At 58.3% G+C, this 22,249-nt stretch carries 21 protein-coding genes and 2 pseudogenes; 6 read left to right on the forward strand and 17 right to left on the reverse strand.

Annotated elements, in window-relative coordinates:
- From ACRESJ_RS14060 to ACRESJ_RS14075, 4 genes and pseudogenes are all read right to left on the reverse strand, one after another.
- A pseudogene (locus ACRESJ_RS14060) lies at positions 1-332 on the reverse strand (spermidine/putrescine ABC transporter substrate-binding protein PotF); the annotation flags it as partial.
- Between the two features lie 76 nt (positions 333-408).
- Positions 409-750 carry a cupin domain-containing protein gene (locus ACRESJ_RS14065; RefSeq protein ID WP_431758429.1) on the reverse strand — a complete coding sequence of 114 codons (342 nt, stop codon included), beginning with the start codon at positions 748-750 and terminating at the stop codon, positions 409-411.
- 43 nt (positions 751-793) lie between these two features.
- Positions 794-2,200 (reverse strand): NAD(P)/FAD-dependent oxidoreductase, encoded by a 1,407-nt coding sequence (locus ACRESJ_RS14070; protein WP_431758430.1) that lies wholly within the window; start codon positions 2,198-2,200, stop codon positions 794-796.
- A gap of 50 nt (positions 2,201-2,250) precedes the next feature.
- Complete coding sequence (locus ACRESJ_RS14075; RefSeq protein WP_431758431.1) at positions 2,251-3,066, reverse strand: helix-turn-helix domain-containing protein; 816 nt, start codon at positions 3,064-3,066, stop codon at positions 2,251-2,253.
- A 263-nt stretch (positions 3,067-3,329) separates the two neighbouring features.
- On the opposite strand from ACRESJ_RS14075, the gene ACRESJ_RS14080 reads away from it, so the two are divergent.
- A complete protein-coding gene (locus ACRESJ_RS14080; RefSeq protein ID WP_431758447.1) occupies positions 3,330-3,602 on the forward strand; it encodes a DUF1652 domain-containing protein in 273 nt (90 codons plus the stop codon).
- Between the two features lie 277 nt (positions 3,603-3,879).
- Here ACRESJ_RS14080 and ACRESJ_RS14085 read toward each other — a convergent pair whose 3' ends face one another.
- Positions 3,880-4,824: an NmrA/HSCARG family protein gene (locus ACRESJ_RS14085; RefSeq protein WP_431758432.1), complete on the reverse strand. Its 945-nt coding sequence runs from the start codon at positions 4,822-4,824 to the stop codon at positions 3,880-3,882.
- 84 nt (positions 4,825-4,908) lie between these two features.
- Between ACRESJ_RS14085 and ACRESJ_RS14090 the strand changes: the two genes are divergently transcribed.
- The gene (locus ACRESJ_RS14090) at positions 4,909-5,559 is read left to right on the forward strand and encodes a helix-turn-helix domain-containing protein (RefSeq protein ID WP_431758433.1); all 651 of its coding nucleotides are present in this window, start codon (positions 4,909-4,911) and stop codon (positions 5,557-5,559) included.
- 291 nt (positions 5,560-5,850) lie between these two features.
- On the opposite strand, the pseudogene ACRESJ_RS14095 reads toward ACRESJ_RS14090, so the two are convergent.
- The 5 genes and pseudogenes from ACRESJ_RS14095 to ACRESJ_RS14115 all read right to left on the reverse strand — a co-directional run bounded on the left by ACRESJ_RS14095 (position 5,851) and on the right by ACRESJ_RS14115 (position 10,506).
- Positions 5,851-6,561, reverse strand: a pseudogene (locus ACRESJ_RS14095) (hypothetical protein).
- Positions 6,562-6,971: 410 nt separating this feature from the next.
- Positions 6,972-7,727: an L-cystine ABC transporter ATP-binding protein TcyN gene (gene tcyN / locus ACRESJ_RS14100; protein ID WP_431758434.1), complete on the reverse strand. Its 756-nt coding sequence runs from the start codon at positions 7,725-7,727 to the stop codon at positions 6,972-6,974.
- A gap of 4 nt (positions 7,728-7,731) precedes the next feature.
- Positions 7,732-8,397 (reverse strand): cystine ABC transporter permease, encoded by a 666-nt coding sequence (gene tcyL, locus ACRESJ_RS14105; RefSeq protein WP_431758435.1) that lies wholly within the window; start codon positions 8,395-8,397, stop codon positions 7,732-7,734.
- Positions 8,397-9,197: a cystine ABC transporter substrate-binding protein gene (tcyJ, locus tag ACRESJ_RS14110; protein ID WP_431758436.1), complete on the reverse strand. Its 801-nt coding sequence runs from the start codon at positions 9,195-9,197 to the stop codon at positions 8,397-8,399. The genes tcyL and tcyJ overlap by 1 nt, the downstream gene beginning before the upstream one ends.
- A 316-nt stretch (positions 9,198-9,513) precedes the next feature.
- The gene (locus ACRESJ_RS14115; protein ID WP_431758448.1) at positions 9,514-10,506 is read right to left on the reverse strand and encodes a D-cysteine desulfhydrase; all 993 of its coding nucleotides are present in this window, start codon (positions 10,504-10,506) and stop codon (positions 9,514-9,516) included.
- Positions 10,507-10,711: 205 nt separating this feature from the next.
- On the opposite strand from ACRESJ_RS14115, the gene epsC reads away from it, so the two are divergent.
- Together epsC and betT are read left to right on the forward strand one after the other, a co-directional pair.
- Entirely contained in the window at positions 10,712-11,638 is a 927-nt protein-coding gene (gene epsC / locus ACRESJ_RS14120) for a serine O-acetyltransferase EpsC (protein ID WP_431758437.1), read from the forward strand.
- Between the two features lie 375 nt (positions 11,639-12,013).
- Positions 12,014-13,969 carry a choline transporter BetT gene (gene betT, locus ACRESJ_RS14125; protein WP_431758449.1) on the forward strand — a complete coding sequence of 652 codons (1,956 nt, stop codon included), beginning with the start codon at positions 12,014-12,016 and terminating at the stop codon, positions 13,967-13,969.
- A gap of 9 nt (positions 13,970-13,978) precedes the next feature.
- Here betT and ACRESJ_RS14130 read toward each other — a convergent pair whose 3' ends face one another.
- Both ACRESJ_RS14130 and ACRESJ_RS14135 read right to left on the reverse strand, forming a co-directional pair.
- The gene (locus tag ACRESJ_RS14130; protein WP_431758438.1) at positions 13,979-14,239 is read right to left on the reverse strand and encodes a hypothetical protein; all 261 of its coding nucleotides are present in this window, start codon (positions 14,237-14,239) and stop codon (positions 13,979-13,981) included.
- A 104-nt stretch (positions 14,240-14,343) separates the two neighbouring features.
- Positions 14,344-15,084 (reverse strand): SDR family oxidoreductase, encoded by a 741-nt coding sequence (locus ACRESJ_RS14135; protein WP_431758439.1) that lies wholly within the window; start codon positions 15,082-15,084, stop codon positions 14,344-14,346.
- A gap of 120 nt (positions 15,085-15,204) precedes the next feature.
- Here ACRESJ_RS14135 and ACRESJ_RS14140 point away from each other — a divergent pair, with 120 nt between their 5' ends.
- Together ACRESJ_RS14140 and ACRESJ_RS14145 are read left to right on the forward strand one after the other, a co-directional pair.
- Complete coding sequence (locus tag ACRESJ_RS14140; protein ID WP_431758440.1) at positions 15,205-16,095, forward strand: LysR family transcriptional regulator; 891 nt, start codon at positions 15,205-15,207, stop codon at positions 16,093-16,095.
- Positions 16,096-16,260: 165 nt separating this feature from the next.
- A complete protein-coding gene (locus ACRESJ_RS14145) occupies positions 16,261-16,662 on the forward strand; it encodes a type II toxin-antitoxin system HicB family antitoxin (protein ID WP_431758441.1) in 402 nt (133 codons plus the stop codon).
- Between the two features lie 184 nt (positions 16,663-16,846).
- Here ACRESJ_RS14145 and tauD read toward each other — a convergent pair whose 3' ends face one another.
- The 5 genes from tauD to gshA all read right to left on the reverse strand — a co-directional run bounded on the left by tauD (position 16,847) and on the right by gshA (position 22,226).
- Positions 16,847-17,689 carry a taurine dioxygenase gene (gene tauD / locus ACRESJ_RS14150; RefSeq protein ID WP_431758442.1) on the reverse strand — a complete coding sequence of 281 codons (843 nt, stop codon included), beginning with the start codon at positions 17,687-17,689 and terminating at the stop codon, positions 16,847-16,849.
- 130 nt (positions 17,690-17,819) lie between these two features.
- Positions 17,820-18,653 carry a taurine ABC transporter permease TauC gene (tauC, locus tag ACRESJ_RS14155; protein WP_431758443.1) on the reverse strand — a complete coding sequence of 278 codons (834 nt, stop codon included), beginning with the start codon at positions 18,651-18,653 and terminating at the stop codon, positions 17,820-17,822.
- Complete coding sequence (tauB, locus tag ACRESJ_RS14160) at positions 18,650-19,444, reverse strand: taurine ABC transporter ATP-binding subunit (RefSeq protein WP_431758444.1); 795 nt, start codon at positions 19,442-19,444, stop codon at positions 18,650-18,652. Before tauB ends, tauC begins: the two co-directional genes overlap by 4 nt.
- Before the next feature lie 15 nt (positions 19,445-19,459).
- The gene (gene tauA / locus ACRESJ_RS14165) at positions 19,460-20,437 is read right to left on the reverse strand and encodes a taurine ABC transporter substrate-binding protein (RefSeq protein WP_431758445.1); all 978 of its coding nucleotides are present in this window, start codon (positions 20,435-20,437) and stop codon (positions 19,460-19,462) included.
- Between the two features lie 205 nt (positions 20,438-20,642).
- The gene (gene gshA, locus ACRESJ_RS14170; protein ID WP_431758446.1) at positions 20,643-22,226 is read right to left on the reverse strand and encodes a glutamate--cysteine ligase; all 1,584 of its coding nucleotides are present in this window, start codon (positions 22,224-22,226) and stop codon (positions 20,643-20,645) included.
- Positions 22,227-22,249 lie beyond the last annotated feature (23 nt).

A 22,249-nucleotide genomic window follows, 5' to 3' on the forward strand; every position in this document is an offset into this window, starting at 1 on the left:
GCCTTGAGCAATACCGGGTTGAGGTTCTCCCAGTTCGGCAACTGGCTCTTGTCGAGTTTCTTGAGTGCCCCGCCTTCGATCTGCCGCGCCATGAAGTGGTTGGACGGGAATACCACGTCGTAGCCAGATTTGCCGGTCATCAACTTACCGTCGAGGGTTTCGTTGCTGTCGTAGACGTCGTAGGTAAAGCCGATCCCGGTTTCTTTCTGGAAGTTCTTCGTGGTATCCGGCGCGATATAGTCAGACCAGTTGTAGATCTTGACGGTGTCGGCGGCCTGACTGATTGAAGCAACAAACATCAGTGGAGCCAGTGTCAGTGTCTTTCGGATCATGGGTCGATTCCTGAACGGTTTTTTTTATTGGAAAGCTGTTTGGCAGGCAATCAAGGGATCAGCGTCTACAACGCAGTCAAAAAATCAAAACGTAGGTCTTGCGCACGGTTTCCTGGATATCCCAGATGCCGAGGCTGTTGGCTGGCAACATCAGTGCATCACCCGCTTCTATGTGCAGGGTTTCGCCATCGTCCGGGGTGAAGGTGCAGCGCCCTTCAATGAAGTGACAGAATTCCTGGGCCACGATCTGCCGCCGCCAGCGACCCGGCGTGCATTCCCAAACGCCGGTTTCGACGCCGTCGTCGCGTTCGACGCTGGTGGTCGAGGCTACCGCGACGGGCGTGCCCAGTGGCACGGCGACCGGGTTTGACTCGTCCAGCTTCAGGGTGGCGGTGTTCTTGAATTGAGTGATGCTCATGGGAGTACCTGTGAATGAAGTCTGTCAGTGAATAACGCGCTGTTTACTGCATGAAACCTTCCATGAACTGCGCCACCCCACTGGCGAGATTACGCCGCCAGGGCGCAGAGGCCGGGTTGGCGAGGGTCTGGTCTTCGTGGACAAAGCTGCGGATGATCGCGTTGTAACCGAGCCAGCGGCAGGGTTCGGGCTCCCAGGCCCTGAGCGCACCGAGACCGCCCTCGGGAATGACCCACGGCTGACGGACCAGCTCGGTGTCCCGTTGCAGGATCAGGTCGGCAAGGGTCCGCCCGCCAAGGTTGCTCGCCCCCACACCCTCGCCGCCATAACCACCAGACAAGGCAATGCCGCTGGCCCGGTCACACAGCATGTGCGGTTTGAAACGCCGGGACATGCCGAGGTTGCCGCCCCAGCCATGGGTGATTTGCACGTTTTTCAGTTGCGGGAACAGTTCGCCGAACAGGTATTGCCGCAATTGAACTTCACTGCCCGTCAAATCGAAGTCATGGCGCAATTTGCCGGCAAACTGGTATCCGCCCCGGGCGCCGAAGATCAGTCGGTTGTCGGCCGTACGCTGACCATAGGTGACCTGGCGGCTGCTTTCATTGAATGCCTGGCCGCCACTCAGACCGATCTCATCCCACGTGGCGGCAGACAGCGGTTCGGTAGCGACAATCAGGCTCTGTACCGGCAGTTGATATCGGCCCAACGGCGACAGTGTCACTGAATAGCCCTCCACCGCCGGCACCACCCAGCGACTGCGCACCGAAACTTTCGCCGTGCGCAGGCTGCCGGACTGCCATTGAGTCACCGGACTGTTCTCGTAAATCCTGACGCCCATGTGCTCGACGGTGCGCGCCAGTCCACGCACTAGTTTGGCCGGGTGAAGGGTCGCCACGTGCGCTGCAAAGATTCCGCCATAGGGTTTGGCGACCCGAATCTGCTGCGCCAGCTGTTCGGGACTGAGCCAGCGATAGTCACTTTCGTTGAGGCCTTGCTTGTAGAGTTTGTCCAAGTACTGGCGAAGACTGGCTTCCTGTTCCGGGTATCGCGCAGCACAATACAATGCTCCACCCTTACGATAATCGCAGTCGATGCCTTCACGTTCGAGGACGTTTTCTACCTCTTCGGGGATACCGTGCAGCAGGTCGTAAGACGCCCGGCGCTGTTCGGGCGACAAACCGGCCAGTAGCCGATCTTCCCCCAGCAGGTTGCCCATCAACCAACCGCCATTGCGTCCCGAGGCGCCAAACCCAGCGGTTTGCGCTTCGATGATGGCAATGTTCAGGCTGGGAGCCAGGCGTTTTAGGTAGTACGCGGTCCATAGACCGGTGTACCCGGCACCGACGATCGCGACGTCGATATCCAGATCCTGCTCCAGCGCCGGACGTGCCAGCAACGGCTCGTCGAGTTGGTCCATCCACAAACTGATAGTGCGCCACGCCGGCATACAAGACTCCGCCACTCAAACTTTGATGGCGTCGATCCTAGTGCGCGGGCCTAGACGATGTCTTGCGCGCGTGCACGCAAAGAAATTTGTTTGGCGTAGGCCTTGGGCGACAAACCGGTGTGCTGGCGAAAACAGCTGTAGAACGCCGACAGCGAATTGAAACCGGCAGCAAACGCCAGCTCATCGATGCGCAACGGTGGCGCGGCCTTGTCCAGCGCTGCGAGCAAGTGTTGCAGGCGCGCCTGATTGACGTAGCGATAGAAGCTTTGCCCGAGCACTTGATTGAGCAGGTAAGAGATCTGATTTCGGCTGTACCCGCACTCCTTTGCTACCCGTTGCAGGTCGAGCTCTGGATCGAGATAGGGTTGCTGGCGCTGGAAATACTGTTGCAGGTCGTCGGCCATGAAACCCAACTGCCGTGGCGACAAACCCAGGCGACTGACCGCAGGCCGCTGGCTGGCGCTGCGCGTGCTGGTGGCCTGTTCATGTACCAGCGAAGCGTATTCATTGACCCGCCAGATCAACCCATCCTTGACGGTAATGGCTTCGCTGGCACGAAAGGACACCAACCCCTGACCACCGCGCAGGGTGATGCGGTACTGAATGAACGCCGTGTTGCCATCCAGGCGAATGCGATCGGAGTGCTCCAGGGCTTCTTCCGGGTCGCGGGGCATGCTGCTGCGCACATATTCGCGCAATTGCTCCAGGCCCATCACGCGGTTCTGGAAGAAGTCGTTGTACTGAATCTCGGGGTGATACAGCGCCATGACGCCGTCCAGATCCCGATGCTTCCAGCGCAGGTGGTAACGCATCACCGTCTCGCCCGTGGCCTGAGTCTGCAACGGGCCATCATCCTCGGCGTACATAAAGGTCTCGATGTGAAAAAGCCGAGCTTGCCCAACTTCGGCGTTTGCTTCAACGACTAAACGGGTGAGGGATATTTTGCGAAAACGTTTGCGAAGCGCGGCACGTTTAAAAAATGCGAAGCAATCGCCAAACGGCCTGAAAACTCCACATTTTTTTCACATCCAGCTGCTACTTTTAAAGTCTGTCATCGGTTGAGCCAATGAAGGTTCTTCCCTCCTACCATGAGCTAATGGAAGCGCTCGAAGAAGAAGGCGGGCAACACATGAATAGAGGGTTCAGCAAGGTCACTTTTCCAAACGCCTGCCAGCTGATGCGCTGGCATTTTCATCCCATGGGATTCGAGGCGAGCATGGATGCGCCGGGCAGCATGATCGCCCGTTTGTTTGATCGGGCCACTGGCGAGACCATGATCGCCGTTGCCGGTATCCCTTGCGCGACGGTCATGAATGCCGCTGATGTCGAGCGAATAATCGAAGCGGTGGAAGATGAACTCGAGACGTTCATACCTCCGATGGCGCTCAGGAGTTATGCCTGAAGGCCGGACAATCAATAAAAAAGCCCACATTATGTGGGCTTTTTATTGGGCGCTCTCAGCGGGTGCGTAATTGCATCGACTTGACCACCCACTTGCATTTGACTTGACCAGTCGTTCGCATCGTATCTGACCAGCCCACCGGGTGGCCCAGGCAGAAGTCGACTCACTGCTACTGGGTACCTCTGGCCAAATGCAGGCATTGAGGCACGGTTAAGCATCGGAGAACTAGCCATGATTTCACAACATGGCATCATTTTATTTATCAGATGCTTCACCCTTAGCCACGGTTAGGCTCACTCATCACCTCTAGCAACTGGTCACGATTTTTTTCGACCCACTTTTCGAAGGCGGTCAACTGAACACCCCACTTCCGAGCTGTTTCGATGTCAACTTTGTAACCTTCCACATTGTCCCAAATCTGGCTTGAGATGACCCCTGCACTGATCCCATGCGCCAAGGCTTCCCCTTCGGTCAGCGACTGCGCTCTCACCTCGCGCCCCGTTCCTGAACTCAACTTCGAGGTGACTTCGTCCATCGTCAGGGACTCTCCAGCCAGATCGATCGAATGGCCATTAAAGCGGGCTGGATCCTTGAAAGCCGCCACTGCAAAAGCGCCGATGTCAGCTGCGGCAACCATATCTAACCGGGTTTCTGGAAGAATCGCAGTTTCAAGCTTCCCCCGTACAAAGGAGGGGTACATGCCGTGAGCTTTCGGCGGCAGGAAGTTCTCCATGATATGCGCGGGTTTCAAAATGACCCAGTGCTTGAGTCCTCTCTGCGAGACGGCATCATTGACCTCTGCCTTACTTTCCCAGTAACGCTTCCACCAGCGGCCAGAATCCCAATCCACAAACTGTTCGTGATCGCCTGCACGGGCAACAGATGTATGAACGTACATATCAACGTCAGCGAAAAAAGCTGCCTCAAGGAGCCTCAGGCCTGTGCGTACTTCCCGATCTGGATCATTCGGGTGCGGTGGCATTTGAACCGAAAAAACGCCCCGGACGCCGTCCATTGCATCTTCGAGACTTGGTACGTTTTCGTAGTCTCCCTGAAAAACTTCAGCACCGAAACCGGCAAGAGTTGCCGCCCCTGCGGAGGTGGCATCACGGACGAAGGCGCGCACCCCAAAACCCTCTTTTAGCAGTGCTCGGACTGCGGCCCCACCCTGAGTGCCAGTTGCGCCAGTCACCAGTATTAGCCCTTCAGTTTTGTCGTTCATGACCATTTCTCTAACGAATATTGATATACAATACTACATCGTATCGAAACTATAAGGTTTCGTAATGATGTGAGGAATGGACGAATGGTTGAAAAGCTAGCTACTAACGAGATACATGGGGAGCATCAGCATCGTAAGACCACATCATCTCGCGGACGCAAGCAAGAGGCTGACCGCGACGATCTGATTGTGTCTGCAACCCTTGAACTGCTGACGGAGACTGGTTACGACGCCCTGACCATGTCGGAAGTAGCGGTTCGTGCAGGTGTGTCCAAGGCGACTCTTTACCGGCGCTGGTCGGCGAAGCCAGAACTCGTGGCTGACGCAGTGTCGACAATCGCTTTCACACCTGCACCTTCCGACCCAGGCCATTCACTACGCGATGATGTAATGAACGTACTCACACAGGCGAGCGCCTGCTCCGAGCGACCGCATGTGCTCAGAATCGCTTCTGAAGCTGCCAGATCCTCACCGTCGCTGGGTAAAACGTTGCGCGAACGCTTCATGGATCACATCAGCCGCGAGATGCACGTGTTGGGCGCGCGAGCGGTTGCCGAGGGATATCCTTCACTAACGGTGAGCGAAATGAATGCGATTGTTGAAACCACCGCCGCGCTACTGATTTACGTTTCAGCCTTTCACGACCGCGACCGTGAACTAGCAACGCTGCAAGAGCTGGTCGACCATGTCCTGATGGTACTTCTCACCGGTCGCCGAATTAGTCCAGCAAACTGAGTCGACAGTCTGAGGTGTTGGCCTGCGTTCCGCCGATTTGGACTGTGGGTTAAGAATCGTTGAAGTCTATGACGTATGCCAATAGAGCATGGACGGCACTTCGAGTCGACTTCTCCCTGTCATGGCCAGCCAGTCGCTGGTCAAGCCCGATGCAAATTAGTGTGCAAGTGCAATGCAATGCAATGCAATGCAATGCAATGCAATAAGGTGGTCAGATTGAGTGCAATTATCCAGCGGGCGTACATTCTGTAGGAGCTGCCGCAGGCTGCGATCTTTTGATTTTCAAGGCAGTCAGGCCTTGCTACACCCGATTTTCAACGTCCGTACCGGGGCCCAATGGGAATTGTTCCCCACCCGATCGATGACGCAGTAAGTCACCTCCAGCCGCAGATCTTCGCCAGCCTCGATAATGACCGCCGGCGGTACCCAGACCTGGATCGGCTGCCCAACATCACTGGCAGTGAGCCGAGGCAGATCCATGCGCACATCACCCCAGCGCAGGGTGATTTCGTCGTCCTCGGCCATGTTGAGATAAGGTTCGATGGTCAGCGGCACGCCACGCTGGACCTGTCGCGCATTAAGCCCCCGACGACGGATGGTGCCCGGAAGGCTCACCGGCGCCAGATATTGATTTTCTTCATCACAGCACGGCGAAAACCGGCCACCCGGGCACTCGAGCTTGACCTGTATCCGCGCCGCCAACGACAGCGCCGGGTGCCTACCGATCTGCATTACACGTCAATGCACCCAGATTGTGCCGCTGGAAATAAAACTTTCCGGCACTCGCAGGCTGACGGTATGACCAACGTCTTGCGCCGTCAGCACATGTGCGGCGACGAAGTTGCCATCCCAGAACAATTCGATCAGGTCGCCAGTGTCCATGCCCGCATAGGGCCTTACGTCGACCCACAGGTTCGACGCCGCGAGGCTATTGATTCCGGTTTTGTTGGCTTGCGCCACGATCGGTGACGCCAGGGACGGGATGCGTGAGATGCAGTTCATCGGTATCTCTCCTTGAAGTATTTCAGTGAAGTCCATTTCAGAAACAAGCGGGAAGTTTGAATGGCCGAACCGCCATTACTTCCAATTCAAATAATGAGTGAGCATGAAAGAGGCGGGTTTGCGCTAGATAAAAGTGCGGGTTAACAAGAGTCAATGGTGTGAGTTAGTTAAAGCCGAGATCCACCGTTATTCAGATAATTCCTACGGGGTGAAGTCAGTAGGCCCTCATGGTTTGTCGAATTTAACCCGAGTATTAGGGCGCAAATGGCATTGGTGCTCTTTTGTGTTGCGCATACATAGGTAACGCACATGCCCACGTAAAGTGGATTTCGTGCGATGGCTTATAAGTAAGTGGTAGCGGGGGTAGGTAACTTCCATCCGTGGAAGTTTGGGGTTCTACGTTGAATGTTTTATGCGTGAGAGTTGTTCAGGAACTTGCTGAGGAACTGTTTCGTGCGTTCTTCTTTCGGGTTGGCAAACAACGCCTTCGATTCGCCTTGTTCGACGATCACGCCTTTGTCGAAAAACACCACGCGATTAGCCACATCGCGGGCGAACGCCATTTCGTGGGTGACGATGACCATGGTGCGATTCTCCTCGGCCAGGCCGCGGATGGTCGCCAGTACTTCGCCCACCAGCTCCGGGTCGAGTGCCGAGGTCGGTTCGTCAAACAGGATCACTTCCGGTTCCATCGCCAGCGCGCGGGCAATCGCCACGCGTTGTTGCTGCCCGCCGGAAAGGCGACGCGGGTAAGCGTCTTCCTTGCCCGCCAGGCCGACCTTGGCCAACAGTTTTTTACCCAGGGCAACGGCGTCGGCGCGCGGTGTCTTCTTGACCACGATCGGGCCTTCGATGACGTTTTCCAGGGCGGTGCGATGGGGGAACAGGTTGAAGTTCTGGAACACGAAGCCCACATGCTGGCGCAGATTACGCACCAGGCTTTGCTGCTGGTTCAGCGGTCGGCTGGTATCGATCTCGATGTCGCCGACCTTGATCCGGCCGCTGCTGGGTTCTTCCAGGAAGTTCAGGCAACGCAGGAACGTGGTCTTGCCCGAGCCGCTAGGCCCGATGATCGCCACGACCTCGCCTTCCTTCACTTGCAGATCGATGCCGTTGAGCACGACTTGACCCTTGAACTGCTTTGTCAGTTTTTCCACGACAATCATGGGGTCAGGACTCCTGATCGTGCCGATTGACCCGCTCTTCCAGCTTGTTCTGCAGGTGCGACAGCACCGTGGCCAGAACCCAGTAGATCAGCGCGGCGGCAAGGTACATGGTGAAGATTTCGAAGGTTCTGGCGGTGATCAGCTGCGCTTGACGGAACAGCTCCGGCACCTGGATGGTGGCTGCCAGCGCGGTGTCCTTGACCAGCGAAATGAAGCTGTTGCCCAGCGGTGGCAATGCGGTACGCATCGCCTGCGGAATGATGGCCCGGCGCAGGGTCTGCGCACGGGTCATGCCGATACTGGCAGCAGCCTCCCATTGGCCGCGCTCGATGGAGCTGATCGCGGCACGCAGGATTTCACAGGCGTAGGCCGCCATGTTCAGCGAAAAGCCGATCAGGGCGGCCGGCAGTGGATCAAGTTCCAGACCCAATTGCGGCAAGCCGTAATAGATCACGAACAGTTGCACCAGCAACGGCGTGCCGCGAAAGAACGACACGTAGATGCGGGCAATCCAGCTCACCAGCTTGAAGCGCGACAGGCGCATCAGCGCCAGGCCGAAGCCCATCACCAGGCCGAAGAACATCCCGCCCAGGCTCAGGATCACTGTGTAGTACGCGCCCTTGAGCAGAAAGGGCGCGGAATCCAGTGCGAGTTGGAAAGCTGCTTCCATTATTTGGTGACGTCAGCGTTGAAGTATTTCTCGGAGAGCTTGGCCAAGGTGCCATCGGCGCGCAGCTTGTCGATTGCCTTGTTGATCGCGTCCAGCAGTTCAGGCTCGCCTTTGCGCAGGGCAATACCGGCTTCCTGGCGGGAGAACGCTTCGCCGGCTGCGGTGGTGTCCTTGGCTTTCTTGGCGTATTCCAGCGCGGCCAGACGGTCGATCAGGATGGCGTCGATACGGCCAACACGCAGGTCCTGGAACTTGGTCGGATCATCGTCATAGGTCTTGATGATGGCTTTTGGCTGATTGTCCTTGAGCCACTGCTCGTAGTTGGTGCCCAGGCCCACACCGACTTTCTTGTCGGCCAGGTCGGCGGCGGACTTGATGTTCAACTCGGCAGCTTTCTTGGTCAGCACCAGTGCCTGAATCCCGGAAACGGTGTAAGGCTCGGAGAAGTCATACTTCTTCTTGCGCTCTTCAGAGATGGTCACCTGGTTGACTACCGCGTCCAGACGCTTGGATTCCAGCGCCGCAAGGATGCCGTCCCATTTGGTCGGTTGCAGTTTGACTTTAACGCCCAGCTCTTTGGCCAGGGCTTCGGAGAATTCAACTTCGAAGCCGGTCAGTTTGCCGTCGGCATCAACGAAGCTGAACGGAGGATAAGTGCCTTCCAGGCCGACGTTGATCACGCCAGCGTCCTTGATTTTTTGCAGTTGCTCACCGGCAACAGCATTACCCATCAGACCGGCGCTCAATGCCAGGCCCAGCGAACCCACCAGCAGATTGCGACGTAATGCGGAAAAATTCATGACAAGCCCCTGTGTTTTCTTATGGAAGACGCGTTTGGAAAAGTTGGCGAAATCGGGAATTGGACGACAGCGCTATCCTGCCTTAAAGCAGCTTGGGCGTCTCTCGGGAAATTCCCGGGTAGCGTGACTATATGATGGCGTTCTTAGACTAGAAAATAATTAATTATCTTTCTGTTATTCCAGTTTGGAATATTTCAGTTTTCCTGTAGGAGCGAGCTCGCTCGCGAAAAACGTTAACGATGGCGCGGTGTGTCTGGATATCCGCGGTGTCAGTTCGTTCTTCGCGAGCAAGCTCGCTCCTACAGGGTTGGTGTTGTTACAGGAAATCCTTGTAGGCAAACAACGCCGGCGCTCCACCCGTGTGCAGGAAAATGGTCGGGCCATCGTCGAAGCGCTGACGACCGATCCCGTCCAGCAAGCCCGCCATGGCCTTGCCGGTGTACACCGGGTCCAGCAAGAGGCCTTCCTGGCTCGCCACCAGCTTCACCGCCGCCAGTGTCCCGGCATTCGGCTCGCCATAGCGCGGTGCAAAATACTCGTCCCACAACTCGACCTTGAAACTGTCCGGCAGGTTCACACCCAGCAACTCTGCGGTGCGCTCTGCCAGGCCTTGAACCTTGGGTCGTTGGTCTTCATCGCTGCGCGAAACCGTGACGCCGATCACTGGCAAATCCGGCAGTGCTTCACTCAGGGCCAATGCCAGGCCACTGTGGGTTCCGGCGCTACCCGAGGCCAGGACGACGGCGGCGAAATTGAGGCCCGTGTCCTTGATTTGCTCGGCAAGCTCCAGGCCTGCGCGCACGTAACCCAGCGCGCCCAATGCATTGGAGCCACCGATCGGCACCAGATACGGTTTTTTACCGTTGCTGCGCAAACGCGCCGCCAATGATTGCAATTGTTCGTCTGCGTTATCGAGGTTTTCGACCAGCTCAACCTTGGCATCGAACAGATCCAGCAACAGACGATTGCCGTTGCCGGTGTAGTTAGCGTCCTCGGTGCCTAGGGGGTTTTCCAACAGTGCCATGCAACCAAGGCCCAGCTTGGCCGCAATGGCGGCGGTCTGGCGCACGTGGTTGGACTGAATCGCGCCAGCGGTGATCAAGGTGTCAGCGCCTTGCGCCAAGGCATCGGCTGCGAGGTATTCGAGTTTGCGCAGTTTGTTGCCACCCATGGCCAGTGGTGTCAGGTCATCGCGTTTGACATACACATCGCGCCCCAGCCAGGTCGACAGACGTTCGAGCTTTTCCAGGGCAGTTGGCTGACTGAGCAAGTCGAGGCGGTTAAAGCGGGCGAGCTGTTGTTTGAGCAGCTGTTGATTGATCATGGTTCCGTACTGGCGGTGAATGATCAATGGACTATAGGCACGGGCAAAAGGCGGGGCAACCGCCAATCGCTTATAGCCAATGGTGCTTAGTCCAGCACAATTGGTTCTTAATTTGGCGCGCGTGCCTTGCCGTACAGTAATCGCCGTTGACGCGGCCAGACTGTCCGGCCGCCCGTGAGGAGTTTTTACCGTGAGTGAGCGTTCCAGCCATTGGCAATTGCAGACCATCGTCAGCCAACTGCGTACGGCGCGAGATCAGTGGCGTGCACAAAACGGCCGCGCCAGCACCGAGCAGGGCGGTCGTGAGTTGCCGTCCCGGGCAGCCATGGCGGACATTCTAGAAGCCTTGTGCGGCGCGCTATTCCCGATGCGTTTGGGGCCAGTGGACCTGCGTGAGGAAAGTGAAGACTTCTATGTCGGCCACACCCTGGACGTGGCGTTGAATGCGTTGTTGGCGCAGGCACGACTCGAACTGCGGTATGCGGCGCGCCACAGCGCCGAGGCCGAGACTGAAATCGAAGCCAAGACCATTCATATCATTCAGGGGTTTGCCCTTGCCTTGCCGGGGCTGCGCAGCCTGTTGGATACCGACGTGCTGGCGGCCTATCACGGTGACCCTGCGGCGCGCAGCGTCGATGAAGTGCTGTTGTGCTACCCAGGGATTCTGGCGGTGATTCACCATCGTCTGGCCCACTATTTGTATCGCGCCGGATTGCCGTTGCTGGCACGGATCAGCTCGGAAATCGCCCACTCGGCCACTGGTATCGACATCCATCCTGGGGCGCAGATCGGCCGTAGCTTCTTCATCGATCACGGGACCGGCGTGGTAATCGGTGAGACGGCGATCATCGGCGAGCGCGTGCGGATTTATCAGGCCGTGACATTAGGCGCCAAGCGTTTCCCGGCGGATGAAGACGGCCAGTTGCAGAAGGGCCAGCCGCGGCACCCGATTGTCGAGGACGACGTGGTGATTTATGCCGGTGCGACGATCCTGGGGCGGATCACCATCGGCAAGGGCTCGACCATCGGCGGTAACGTCTGGCTGACCCGCAGTGTGCCGGCGGGCAGCAACCTGACCCAGGCTAATTTGCAGCATGATGATGGGGCGCAGAAGTAACTGGCCCCTGCGATCGTTCCTACGCTCTGCGTGGGAACGCCTCCCGGGACGCTCCGCGTTCCAGTCTCGCAACCGATCTAGAGCCGACCACCGTAGTGACGCGGAGCGTCACGGGCTGCATTCCCACGCAGAGCGTGGGAACGATCACCACCTCAAATCCTGCCTCTTGATAGCGACCGCCCAGCCCTGCGATTAGTCCTTAGCACCCTATCCATGTTTAAATTGAACGTTCATTCAAGTTAAACCGGTGGTTCGCTGCCCGCTCACAACAGGAGGCTTGCCTTTGCTGAGTCTGATCTCAACAGCCATGATCTTCCCGTCCGAGGTGCACCGTTCATGAGTGCATCGTCCATTCCTTCCAGCGGCCTGGTCCGCATGAATCCGCCGGTGTTCTACTTCGCGGCGAGCTTTATTCTGTTGTTCGGTGTCGTGGTGATTGCCATGCCCGAGCAAGCCGGCGCCTGGTTGCTGGCTGCACAAAACTGGGCGGCCAATACGGTCGGCTGGTATTACCTGCTGGCGATGACCCTGTATCTGGTCTTCGTGGTGGTCACCGCGTTATCGGGCTACGGCAAGATCAAACTCGGTGCCGACCACGACGAGCCCGAATTCAGTTATCTGTCCTGGGCCGGCATGCTGTTCGCCGCCGGGATCAGCATCACCTTGTTCTTCTTCTGCGTGTCGGAACCTCTGACCCACATGATCCAGCCGCCGCAAGGCGAGGCAGGCACAGCGGACGCGGCGCGGCAGGCCATGCAAATCCTTTTTTTGCACTGGGGCCTTCATGGCTGGGGCGTGTTCGCTTTTGTCGGCATGGCGCTGGCGTATTTCGCTTACAGACATAATCTGCCGCTGGCCCTGCGCTCGGCGCTGTACCCCTTGATCGGCAAACGCATCAATGGCCCCATCGGTTACGCGGTGGACGGCTTTGGCATCATTGCCACGGTGTTCGGCCTCGGTGCGGACATGGGTTTTGGCGTGCTGCATCTCAACTCGGGCCTGGACTACCTGTTCGGCATCGCTCACACCCAATGGATTCAGGTGGGGCTGATCACGCTGATGATGGGCGCGGCGATCATCGTGGCGGTGTCTGGCGTCGACAAGGGCGTGCGGGTCATGTCCGACATCAACATGTTGCTGGCCTGCGCGCTATTGCTGTTCGTGCTGTTCGCCGGGCCCACGCAGCATTTGCTCAACACCCTGATCCAGAACCTCGGTGACTATCTCGGCGCGCTGCCGATGAAGAGCTTCGACCTCTACGCCTACGACAAACCCAGCGATTGGCTGGGCGGCTGGACCGTGTTCTATTGGGCTTGGTGGATTGCCTGGTCGCCGTTCGTGGGGCTGTTCATCGCGCGGATTTCCCGAGGCCGGACCATCCGCGAATTCGTCTTTGGCGTGCTGTTGATTCCGCTTGGTTTTACCCTCGCGTGGATGTCGATTTTCGGCAACAGCGCCATCGACCAGGTGCTCAACCATGGCATGTCGGCGCTGGGCATGTCGGCCATCGACAACCCATCGATGACCCTCTACCTGCTGCTGGAAACCTACCCGTGGAGCAAAACCGTCATCGCGGTCACGGTGTTCATCAGCTTCGTGTTCTTCGTCACTTCCGCCGACTCGGGCACCGTGGTGCTTTCGACCTTGTCCGCCAAGGGTGGCAACCCGGATGAAGACGGGCCGAAATGGCTTCGGGTGTTCTGGGGCGCAATGACTGCGCTGGTCACCAGTGCGCTGCTGTTCTCCGGCAGCATCGATGCATTGAAGTCGGCGGTAGTCCTGACTTCGTTGCCGTTCTCGTTGATTCTGTTGTTGATGATGTGGGGACTGCACAAGGCGTTTTATCTGGAGTCGCAAAAGCAGATCGCGCAGCTGCATTCCCTGGCACCGGTGTCCGGCTCAAGGCGCGGGGGCTGGCGTCAGCGTTTGAGTCAGGCCGTGCATTTCCCGTCGCGGGACGAGGTCTATCGCTTCCTCGATACGACGGTGCGCCCGGCGATCGAAGAGGTCTCGGCGGTCTTCATCGAGAAGGGATTGAGCGTCATCACCCATCCGGAACCGGTCAATGACAGCGTCAGCCTGGAAATCGGGCACGGGGATGAACACCCGTTTATCTACCAGGTACAAATGCGCGGCTACTTTACGCCGTCGTTTGCCCGGGGCGGCATGGGCTCAAAGGAACTCAACAATCGTCGCTACTATCGGGCCGAAGTGCATTTGAGTGAGGGCAGTCAGAACTACGATCTGGTGGGATACACCAAGGAACAGATCATCAACGACATCCTTGATCAGTACGAGCGACACATGCAGTTCTTGCATCTGGTGCGTTGATCGAGGGCTTCACGCTTCAGTGGTCAACACCATGAACAACACCAGCGCCGCCACCGGGACACCGAACACGGCGCTGCCCACCGCCAGTTCCGTGCCCAGTGGCTGGCCGGCATGCACTATGCCGACCGCGCCATTGATCAACGTCAGCGCCAGCCACAGCACGATAAAGCTGTAGGCCAGGGTCTGGCGGGTGAAGCCGATGGCCTCACCGATGGAGAGCATCAGCGCCAGAAGGATCAGGCCGAAAGTGATGATGATGGTGGTGTGCATGGTGGGTGCTCCCCTGCATTTCTATTGCCCACAAAGATCACCGCGGACTCTGTGGGAGCGGGCTTGCCCGCGATGGGGTCACCTCGGTATCAGTTTTAGCTTAGTCAAACCAACCCGCCATTAACCCGCAAAATCTGTCCATTGACCCATGTCGAATCCGACCCGGCCAAAAAGGACACCACCCGGGCGATATCTTCCGGCTGACCAAGTCGCTCCAGCGGCGCCATTTTCGCAAAACTCTGAATCTGCTCCTCGCTCTTGCCATGCAAAAACAGCTCAGTCGCCACCGGTCCGGGAGCCACTGCATTGACCGTGATGTTGCGCCCGCGCATCTCCTTGGCGAACACCTGAGTCAGTGATTCCACTGCCGCTTTGCTGGCGATGTACACCGCATAACCCGGCAGATTCAGGCCGACGGCGCTGCTGGAAAAATTGATGATTCGCCCACCGTCATTCAGGCGTGTAGCGGCTTCGCGCAGGGTATTGAAGGTGCCACGGGCGTGGATATTGAAGGTGTGCTCGAACAACTCGTCGCTGTGTTGCGCCAGTGGCAGCACCTTGAGAACCCCGGCGTTGTTCACCAATACATCGACCTTGCCGAGTTGGGTTTCAGTCTCGTCGAACATCCGCCGCACGTCTTCTGTTTTGGCCACGTCCGCCTTGATCGCTATGGCTTGATGGCCAGCCTGACGCAGTTCAGTCACCAGTTTCGAAGCCTCTGTGGCACTGCTGGCGTAGTTGATGGCGACGGCGAATCCTTCGCTGGCCAGTTGTCTGGCGATGACCGTGCCAATGCCACGGGAGGCGCCGGTGACGAGAGCAACTTTCGACGTTTGGTTAGTCATTTTCAGGGTTCCTGTGATTGGGGGCGAAGCCAATTTCACATGTTTACTCAGGCCGATAAATGCGCCAGATTCGCCTTGTCTATTCAATAAACGCCAACAATCGAGTGCCAGGAGTCCGCCATGGATCAAGTCAAAGCGATGAAGGTGTTCGTTCGAATTTATGAGCGAAGCAGCTTTACCCTGGCAGCGGATGACCTGAATCTGCCGCGCGCGACATTGACCCATACGCTGAATCAATTCGAAGCCTGGCTCGGCACGCGCCTGCTGGAGCGCAGTACGCGCAAGGTGCGTCCTACGCTGGATGGCGAGGCGTACTACCAGCGTTGCGTGCAGTTGCTTGCAGAGCTGGAAGAAGCCGAATTGGCGTTTCGCAGCGTGGCGCCCAAAGGCCGGTTGCGGGTGGATTTGCAAGGCACCCTGGCCAGGCATTTCGTGATTCCCGCACTACCCCAATTCATGGCGCGTTATCCCGACATCGAACTGTCCATCAGCGAGGCGGACCGGTTGGTGGATTTGATCGCAGAAGGTGTCGACTGCGTGCTGCGCGCCGGCACCCTGAGCGACTCGGCATTGATCGGCAAACGTGTCGCCAACCTGCGGCAGATCACCTGCGCCAGCCCCGGCTACCTGCGCAAATATGGCGAACCGAAAAGCCTCGACGACTTGAAAAACCATCGTGCGGTGAATTACGTCTCGCGCACGACCGCCAAGGTTTTTCCCTTCGAATTTATGGTCGATGGCGAACTCAAGGAAGTATGTATCGACAGCGCCGTGTCGGTATTCGGCGCAGAAATCTACGCCGCCTCAGCGATTGCCGGCCTCGGCCTGATCCAGTGCCCGCACTACCGAATGGAAACCCAGATCGCCCAGGGCCTGATCAAGGAAGTCCTCCCCGACAACCCACCGCCGCCCATGCCGGTATCAGTGCTGTACCCGCACAACCGACACATGTCGCCACGGGTTCGGGTGTTTGTGGATTGGTTGGGGGAGGTGTTTGCCGGTGCCAGATGAAGATCAAAAGATCGCAGCCTTCGGCAGCTCCTACAGGGTGTACGCATTCCGTGTAGGAGCTGCCGAAGGCTGCGATCTTTTCAAAATGTTTAAGTTGTAATGCGTTTTGATTTGCTGCCGTAGAGTCTAGATTCTTTCATCTGCCTTCGGGAAGGGCTCACCGACATGAACTTCACGGTCGTTCTGCAAAAAAATGCCGACTCGGAGTACGGAGTGATTATCCCGGATGTGCCGGGTTGTTTCTCCGCAGGCAGCACGGTGGCGCAGGCACTTGAAAGCGTTAAAGAAGCACTGTCTCTTCATTACGAAGGGCTGGTGGCTGACGGTGATTCACTGCCGCAGGTGCAGGAAATAGACGCGCATCTGGATAATCCCGATTACGCCGGTGGCGTATGGGCGGTAGTGGATTTCGATATCACACCTTATTTCGGCAAGTCGGTGCGGTTCAATGCAACGCTCCCAGAACAATTGCTTGAGCGCATCGACCAGACCGTCAGACGCGATCAGCGTTACAGCTCGCGTTCCGGATTTTTGGCGGCAGCAGCGTTGCGCGAATTGTCGGCATGAGAAGAATAATGACGTTTAGTTGATTTCGATGAATCGGGCGTCTGTTATGGCCCCTTCGCGAGCAAGTCGAATCGTCGCACCGCCGCTCCCACATTCGACCGAGTGATTGCTAAGAACGCGGTCAAAATGTGGGAGCGGGCTTGCTCGCGAAGAGGCCCTCACAATCGACAAACAACTCCAAGGCTCAGCGAAAAAATGGCACGTCCCCCAATACCGTTGCCCGCTGCATCACCCGACGTGCCGGGCGGTAATCATCCACCGCGTAATGCTGGGTCACGCGGTTGTCCCAGAAGGCGATGTCGTCCTGCTGCCAGCGCCAGCGGATGGTGAATTCCGGGCGGGTGGTGTGGGCGGACAGGAACTTCAGAATCGCCTCGCTTTCGGTTTCCGACAGTTCGTTGATCTTCGAAGTGAAGCCTTCGTTGACGAACAGCGAGCGTCGCCCGCTGACCGGATGAGTGCGGATCACCGGGTGCGACAGTGGCGGATTTTTGCGTCGTGTTTCTTCCCATTGGACCAGCGCTTCAGGCGTATTGCCGTAGCGCTCCAGCGGAAACGATCGAGTGAAGTCGTGAGTGGCGGTCAGCCCTTCGAGCAGGGTTTTCATCGGTGCCGATAGCGCCTCATACGCTGCAATCCCGCTGGCCCATAGCGTGTCGCCGCCAAATTCCGGCAGCAACTTGGCGCTGAGCACCGCGCCCATGGCAGGCGTCGGCAGGAAGGTCACGTCGGTATGCCAGATCGCGTTGTCGCGCACGTCGGTGACGGCGGTGTCGAGGATCAGCACTTCGGGCTTTTCCGGCACGTTCGGATAGATCGGGTGAATGTGCAGGTCACCGAAGTTGGCCGCGAAGCGCGCTTGCTGTTGCGGGGTAATCGGCTGGTTACGGAAGAACAACACCTGGTGCTTGAGCAGTGCTTGCTCGATGGCGTCGCGCTGTTCCACGTTCAGCGGCTGGCTGATGTCGACGCCGCTGATTTGCGCGCCGAGGGCGGAGCTTAGGGGGGTGATGCTGAGAGTGCTCATGGTGGTTCTCTTCAATTTCATCCTGTAGGAGCCGAGTTTGCTCGCGATGGCGGTGGTTCAGTCACAGTTGTGTGGTCTGACACTCAGCTATCGCGAGCAAGCTCGGCTCCTACAGTTGGGAGTTCAGTGTTCAGTGGGCCTGGCCGTGCCATGGCACCAGTTTGCGTTGCAGGGCGCGCAGCCCCATCTCCATGGCGAAGGCGATCAGGGCAATCACCAGAATCCCCAGCACCACCACATCGGTGACCAAAAATTGCGCAGCCGACTGCACCATGAAGCCCAACCCGCTGGTGGCAGCAATCAACTCGGCAGCGACCAGCGTGGACCAGCCCACGCCCAGGCCGATACGCACGCCAGTCAATATGTCCGGCAAGGCGCTCGGCAGGATCACATGACGTATTAACTGCGCCCGAGTCGCGCCCAACGACTGCGCGGCGCGCAATTTCGCCGGGTCGACGGTGCGCACGCCAGTGGCGGTGGCGATGGCGATCGGGGCGAAAATCGCCAGGTAGATCAGCAAGACTTTCGACAGCTCACCGATGCCGCACCAGATCACGATCAGCGGCAAATAGGCCAATGGCGGAATTGGGCGGTAGAACTCGATCAGCGGATCGAGAATGCCGCGAGCGATACGATTGTGGCCGATGGCAATGCCCACGGGCACGGCCGTCAGCACCGCGAATCCGAGACCAAGGCCAATACGACTGAGGCTCGCGCCCAAGTGCTGCCACAGGGTTGAATCCATGTAGCCTGTCGTCGCCAGCAGCCAACCTTTTTGCAGCACGGCGGACGGTGGCGGCAGGAACAGCGGCTCGATCAGTCCGCTGGCAGTAACGGCCCACCAGATTGCAATGAGTGCGACCAGCGTCAGTACGCTGATCCAGCGAGTGCTCACGCTGCGACGAACTGCAATTACGGTCGCACCGGGTTTTATCGCTGTGGCGGGAATTTCATAGCTGCTCATGCGCGCTCCTGCCGCTGGGCGGCGCTGCGTTGGGAGAACACCTTGGCGAGTACGTGTTCGCGGGTTTCGATAAAGCGTGGGTCGGATTTGATCGACCGTGCCGATTCGCCCGCGGCGTAACGCTGACCGAAATCCAGGTGCAGGCGTTCGACGATTTGCCCGGGATTGGGCGCCAGCAGAATCAGGTCAGTGGCGAGGAACACCGCCTCTTCAATGTCGTGAGTGATCAGGAACACCGGTTTGGCCGTACGCCGCCAGACTTGCAGCAGCAGCTCCTGCATCTGCTCACGGGTGAAGGCGTCGAGGGCGCCGAAGGGTTCGTCCATCAGCAGCACGCGAGGATCGGCGGCGAGGGCGCGGGCCAGGCCGACACGTTGCTTCTGGCCACCGGAGAGTTGCCAGATGCGACGATGTTCGAAACCGGAAAGGTCCACCAGCGAGAGCATCTCACGGGCACGCAGTTCGCGTTTTTCCCGTGGGACACCCGCCAGCTCCAGGCCGAAGCCAACGTTGGCCAGCACGTCCTGCCAAGGCAGAAGGGCGTCGTCCTGAAACACCACGCCCCGTTCAGCGCTCGGGCCTTTGACCGGCACGCCATCGAGGGTGATGCGCCCGGTGCTGGGTTCGACAAAACCGGCAATCAGGTTCAACAGCGAAGTCTTGCCACTGCCGGACGGGCCGAGGGCGACCAGCAATTGCTGAGGCCCCAGGGTCAGGGAAATATCCGCCAGCACCGGCTCCGGACTGCCGGAGTACTGTGCGCTGATGCGCTCCAGCTGTAGCAAGGCCATCGCATTCGCTCCCGATCAGTTGGTGATGAACTTGGCGCTGACATACGGCGCGTAGTCCGGCAGCACAGCCTCGACCTTGCCTTGCTCCTTGAGGAACGCGGCGGTGTCGGTGATGGCTTTGGTGGTCGGCGCGCCGAGGGTGATCACCTGATCAGCCGCCAACGGGTAGACGTTGCCTTGCAGCAGCAATGGAATGTCGCTGGCCTTGGCACCGGAGAGCTTCACCAGTTTGTCGACGTTGCCTTGGTTGGCGAGCCAGGCTTTCGGGTCTTTGCGGTAATCGGCGTAGGCGTCCAGGGTCACCTTGGCGAAGGCCGTGACGATTTCTGGATGCTTCTCGGCGAAATCCTTGCGCACGATCCAGGCATCGAAGGTTGGCGCGCCGAACTTGGCCAGTTCGCCGGAGGTGATCAGCACTTTGCCGTTTTCCTTGGCAACGCCCAGGGCTGGGTCCCACACGTAAGTGGCATCGATGTCACCGCGTTTCCATGCAGCGATGATCGCTGGCGGAGCGAGGTTGAGTACGGTGACTTTCGATGGGTCGATGTTCCAGTGTTTCAGCGCGGCCAGCAGGCTGTAGTGACCAGTGGACACGAACGGCACGGCGATCTTCTTGCCGACCAGGTCTTGCGGTGTCTTGATCCCGGAACCATCGCGGGCCACCAGCGCTTCGGCAGCACCGATCTGTGTTGCGATCAAAAAGGTTTCAACCGGGACTTTGCGGGTGATGGCCGCGGTCAGGGGGCTGGAGCCGAGGTAGCCGATCTGCACGTCGCCGGAAGCAATGGCAGCGATGATATCGGCACCGTTATCGAATTTGCGCCAGTTGATATCGGCCTTGGTGGCTTTTTCGTAGGAACCGTCGGCCTGGGCGACTTTCGCCGGGTCCACGGTAGTTTGGTACGCGACAGTGACGTCGGCGGCCTGGGCAAGCAAACTCGCTGCGGCCAAAGAGGCGGCTGCCAGCAGGCGAAGAGGGAAATTCAGTTTCATCGAAAAGCTCCTTGTCAGGCGACCGAGAGTCGGCGTGAAAGGAGACTAAATGATCTAAGAATTCAAAAATAAATAACTTTTTCGAATTAGCTTATGTGTGGAAGATTATAGAAAATCAATAGATCGCAGCCTGCGGCAGCTCCTACAAGGAAACGCATTCCAAGGTAGGAGCTGCCGCAGGCTGCGATCTTTTTACAGGCGTTGATCAGTTACTGATCGCCAGAATGCTCGCCTGATACGCCCCGACAAACACATCGAAATCGCCAACCTCGTTCTGTTCCAGCTCAACCTGCGCTGCCAGCGAAGTGCGCGCACGCTCTTCAAACTTCGCCTGGACATCTGCTGGCAGTGGCTCGCTGCGGAAAAACTCCGCATGGGCCTGGCTCTGGCGCAGAGAGAACTGGGCGAAGCTTTCCTTGTGCTCGGCCATTGCCGCGAGGACCTGGGCCGATGGAGTCAGGGACGGGTCCTTGACCTTGGCCATCTGCGCATCCAAGGCCTTGCTGTGGGCATCGCCGCCATGGCTCTGATCCAGCAGAGCGGCCAGTGGCGCGATCTGTTCCAGCAGCTGACCGGCCCAGTCCTTCAGGTCGACCGGTTGACCATCACGCTGCAATTGCAGGCCTGGACGGCGACCCTCTTTGACCACACTGAGGAAGTTCGACGTGGCGTTGCCGCAGCTGGTGTTGGTCAGCAGCGGGCTGTCGTTCAGGGCGCAGTACAGCAGGAAGGCGTCGAGGAATCGCGATTCCGTGAGGTCGATACCCATCGGCATGAACGGGTTGATGTCCAGGCAACGCACTTCGACGTACTGAATGCCACGGGCCACCAATGCCTGGATCGGACGCTCGCCGGAATAGGTCACGCGTTTGGGGCGGATGTTGGAGTAGTACTCGTTTTCGATCTGCAGGATGTTGGTGTTGAGCTGAACCCACTCACCATCCTTGTGCGTGCCGACTTCGACATACGGGGCATACGGCGTCGCGACCGCTTTGCGCAGGCTGTCGGTGTAGCTGCTCAGGTCGTTGTAGCAAGGCGTCAGGCCGGCCTGGGCGTTGCTCTGGTAACCCAGGTCACTCATGCGCAGGCTGGTGGCGTAGGGCAGATACAGGGTGTCCGGGTCCAGCTGTTCCAGCTGATGCGGGCGACCACGCAGGAACCCGGCATCCAGTGCCGGCGAGGCACCGAACAGGTACATCAGCAGCCAGCTGTAGCGGCGGAAGTTACGAATCAACGCGATGTAGGACGACGACTGGAAGTCGCGATCAGTGCCTTGAGCCCCTTCGGCCGCCTTGAGCAGCGGCCAGAGTTTCTCCGGCAGGGAAAAGTTGTAGTGAATCCCGGCGATGCACTGCATGGTCTTGCCGTACCGCAGGGCCAGGCCCTTGCGGTACACGTACTTGAGCTGACCGATGTTGGACGTGCCGTAATAGGCGATCGGGATGTCTTCCTCGGCCGGCAGCGGGCACGGCATCGATGGACTCCACAGGTACTCGTTGCCGAGCTTGCTGTAGGCAAAACGGTGAATGCTGTCCAGGCTCGCCAGCGTATCGGCTGGGTCGGGCAGGGCAGGGGTGATGAACTCCAGCAGCGACTCGGAATAGTCGGTGGTGATTTGTTCGTTGGTCAGCGCGGAACCCAATTCTTCCGGGTGCGGCGTTTGCGCCAGGCGACCTTCGCCGGTCACGCGCAGGCATTCACGTTCGATGCCGTGAAGGCACTGTTCGAGCAGAGAGAGGTTAGCGCGCTCGCCGAGCAGGGCCAGGCGGCGGTTGAGAAGTTCGCTCAAGTTGGATTCCTTCACGCGTCAGT

The sequence above is a fragment of the Pseudomonas sp. genome (assembly GCF_050739655.1).
GTDB lineage: Bacteria > Pseudomonadota > Gammaproteobacteria > Pseudomonadales > Pseudomonadaceae > Aquipseudomonas.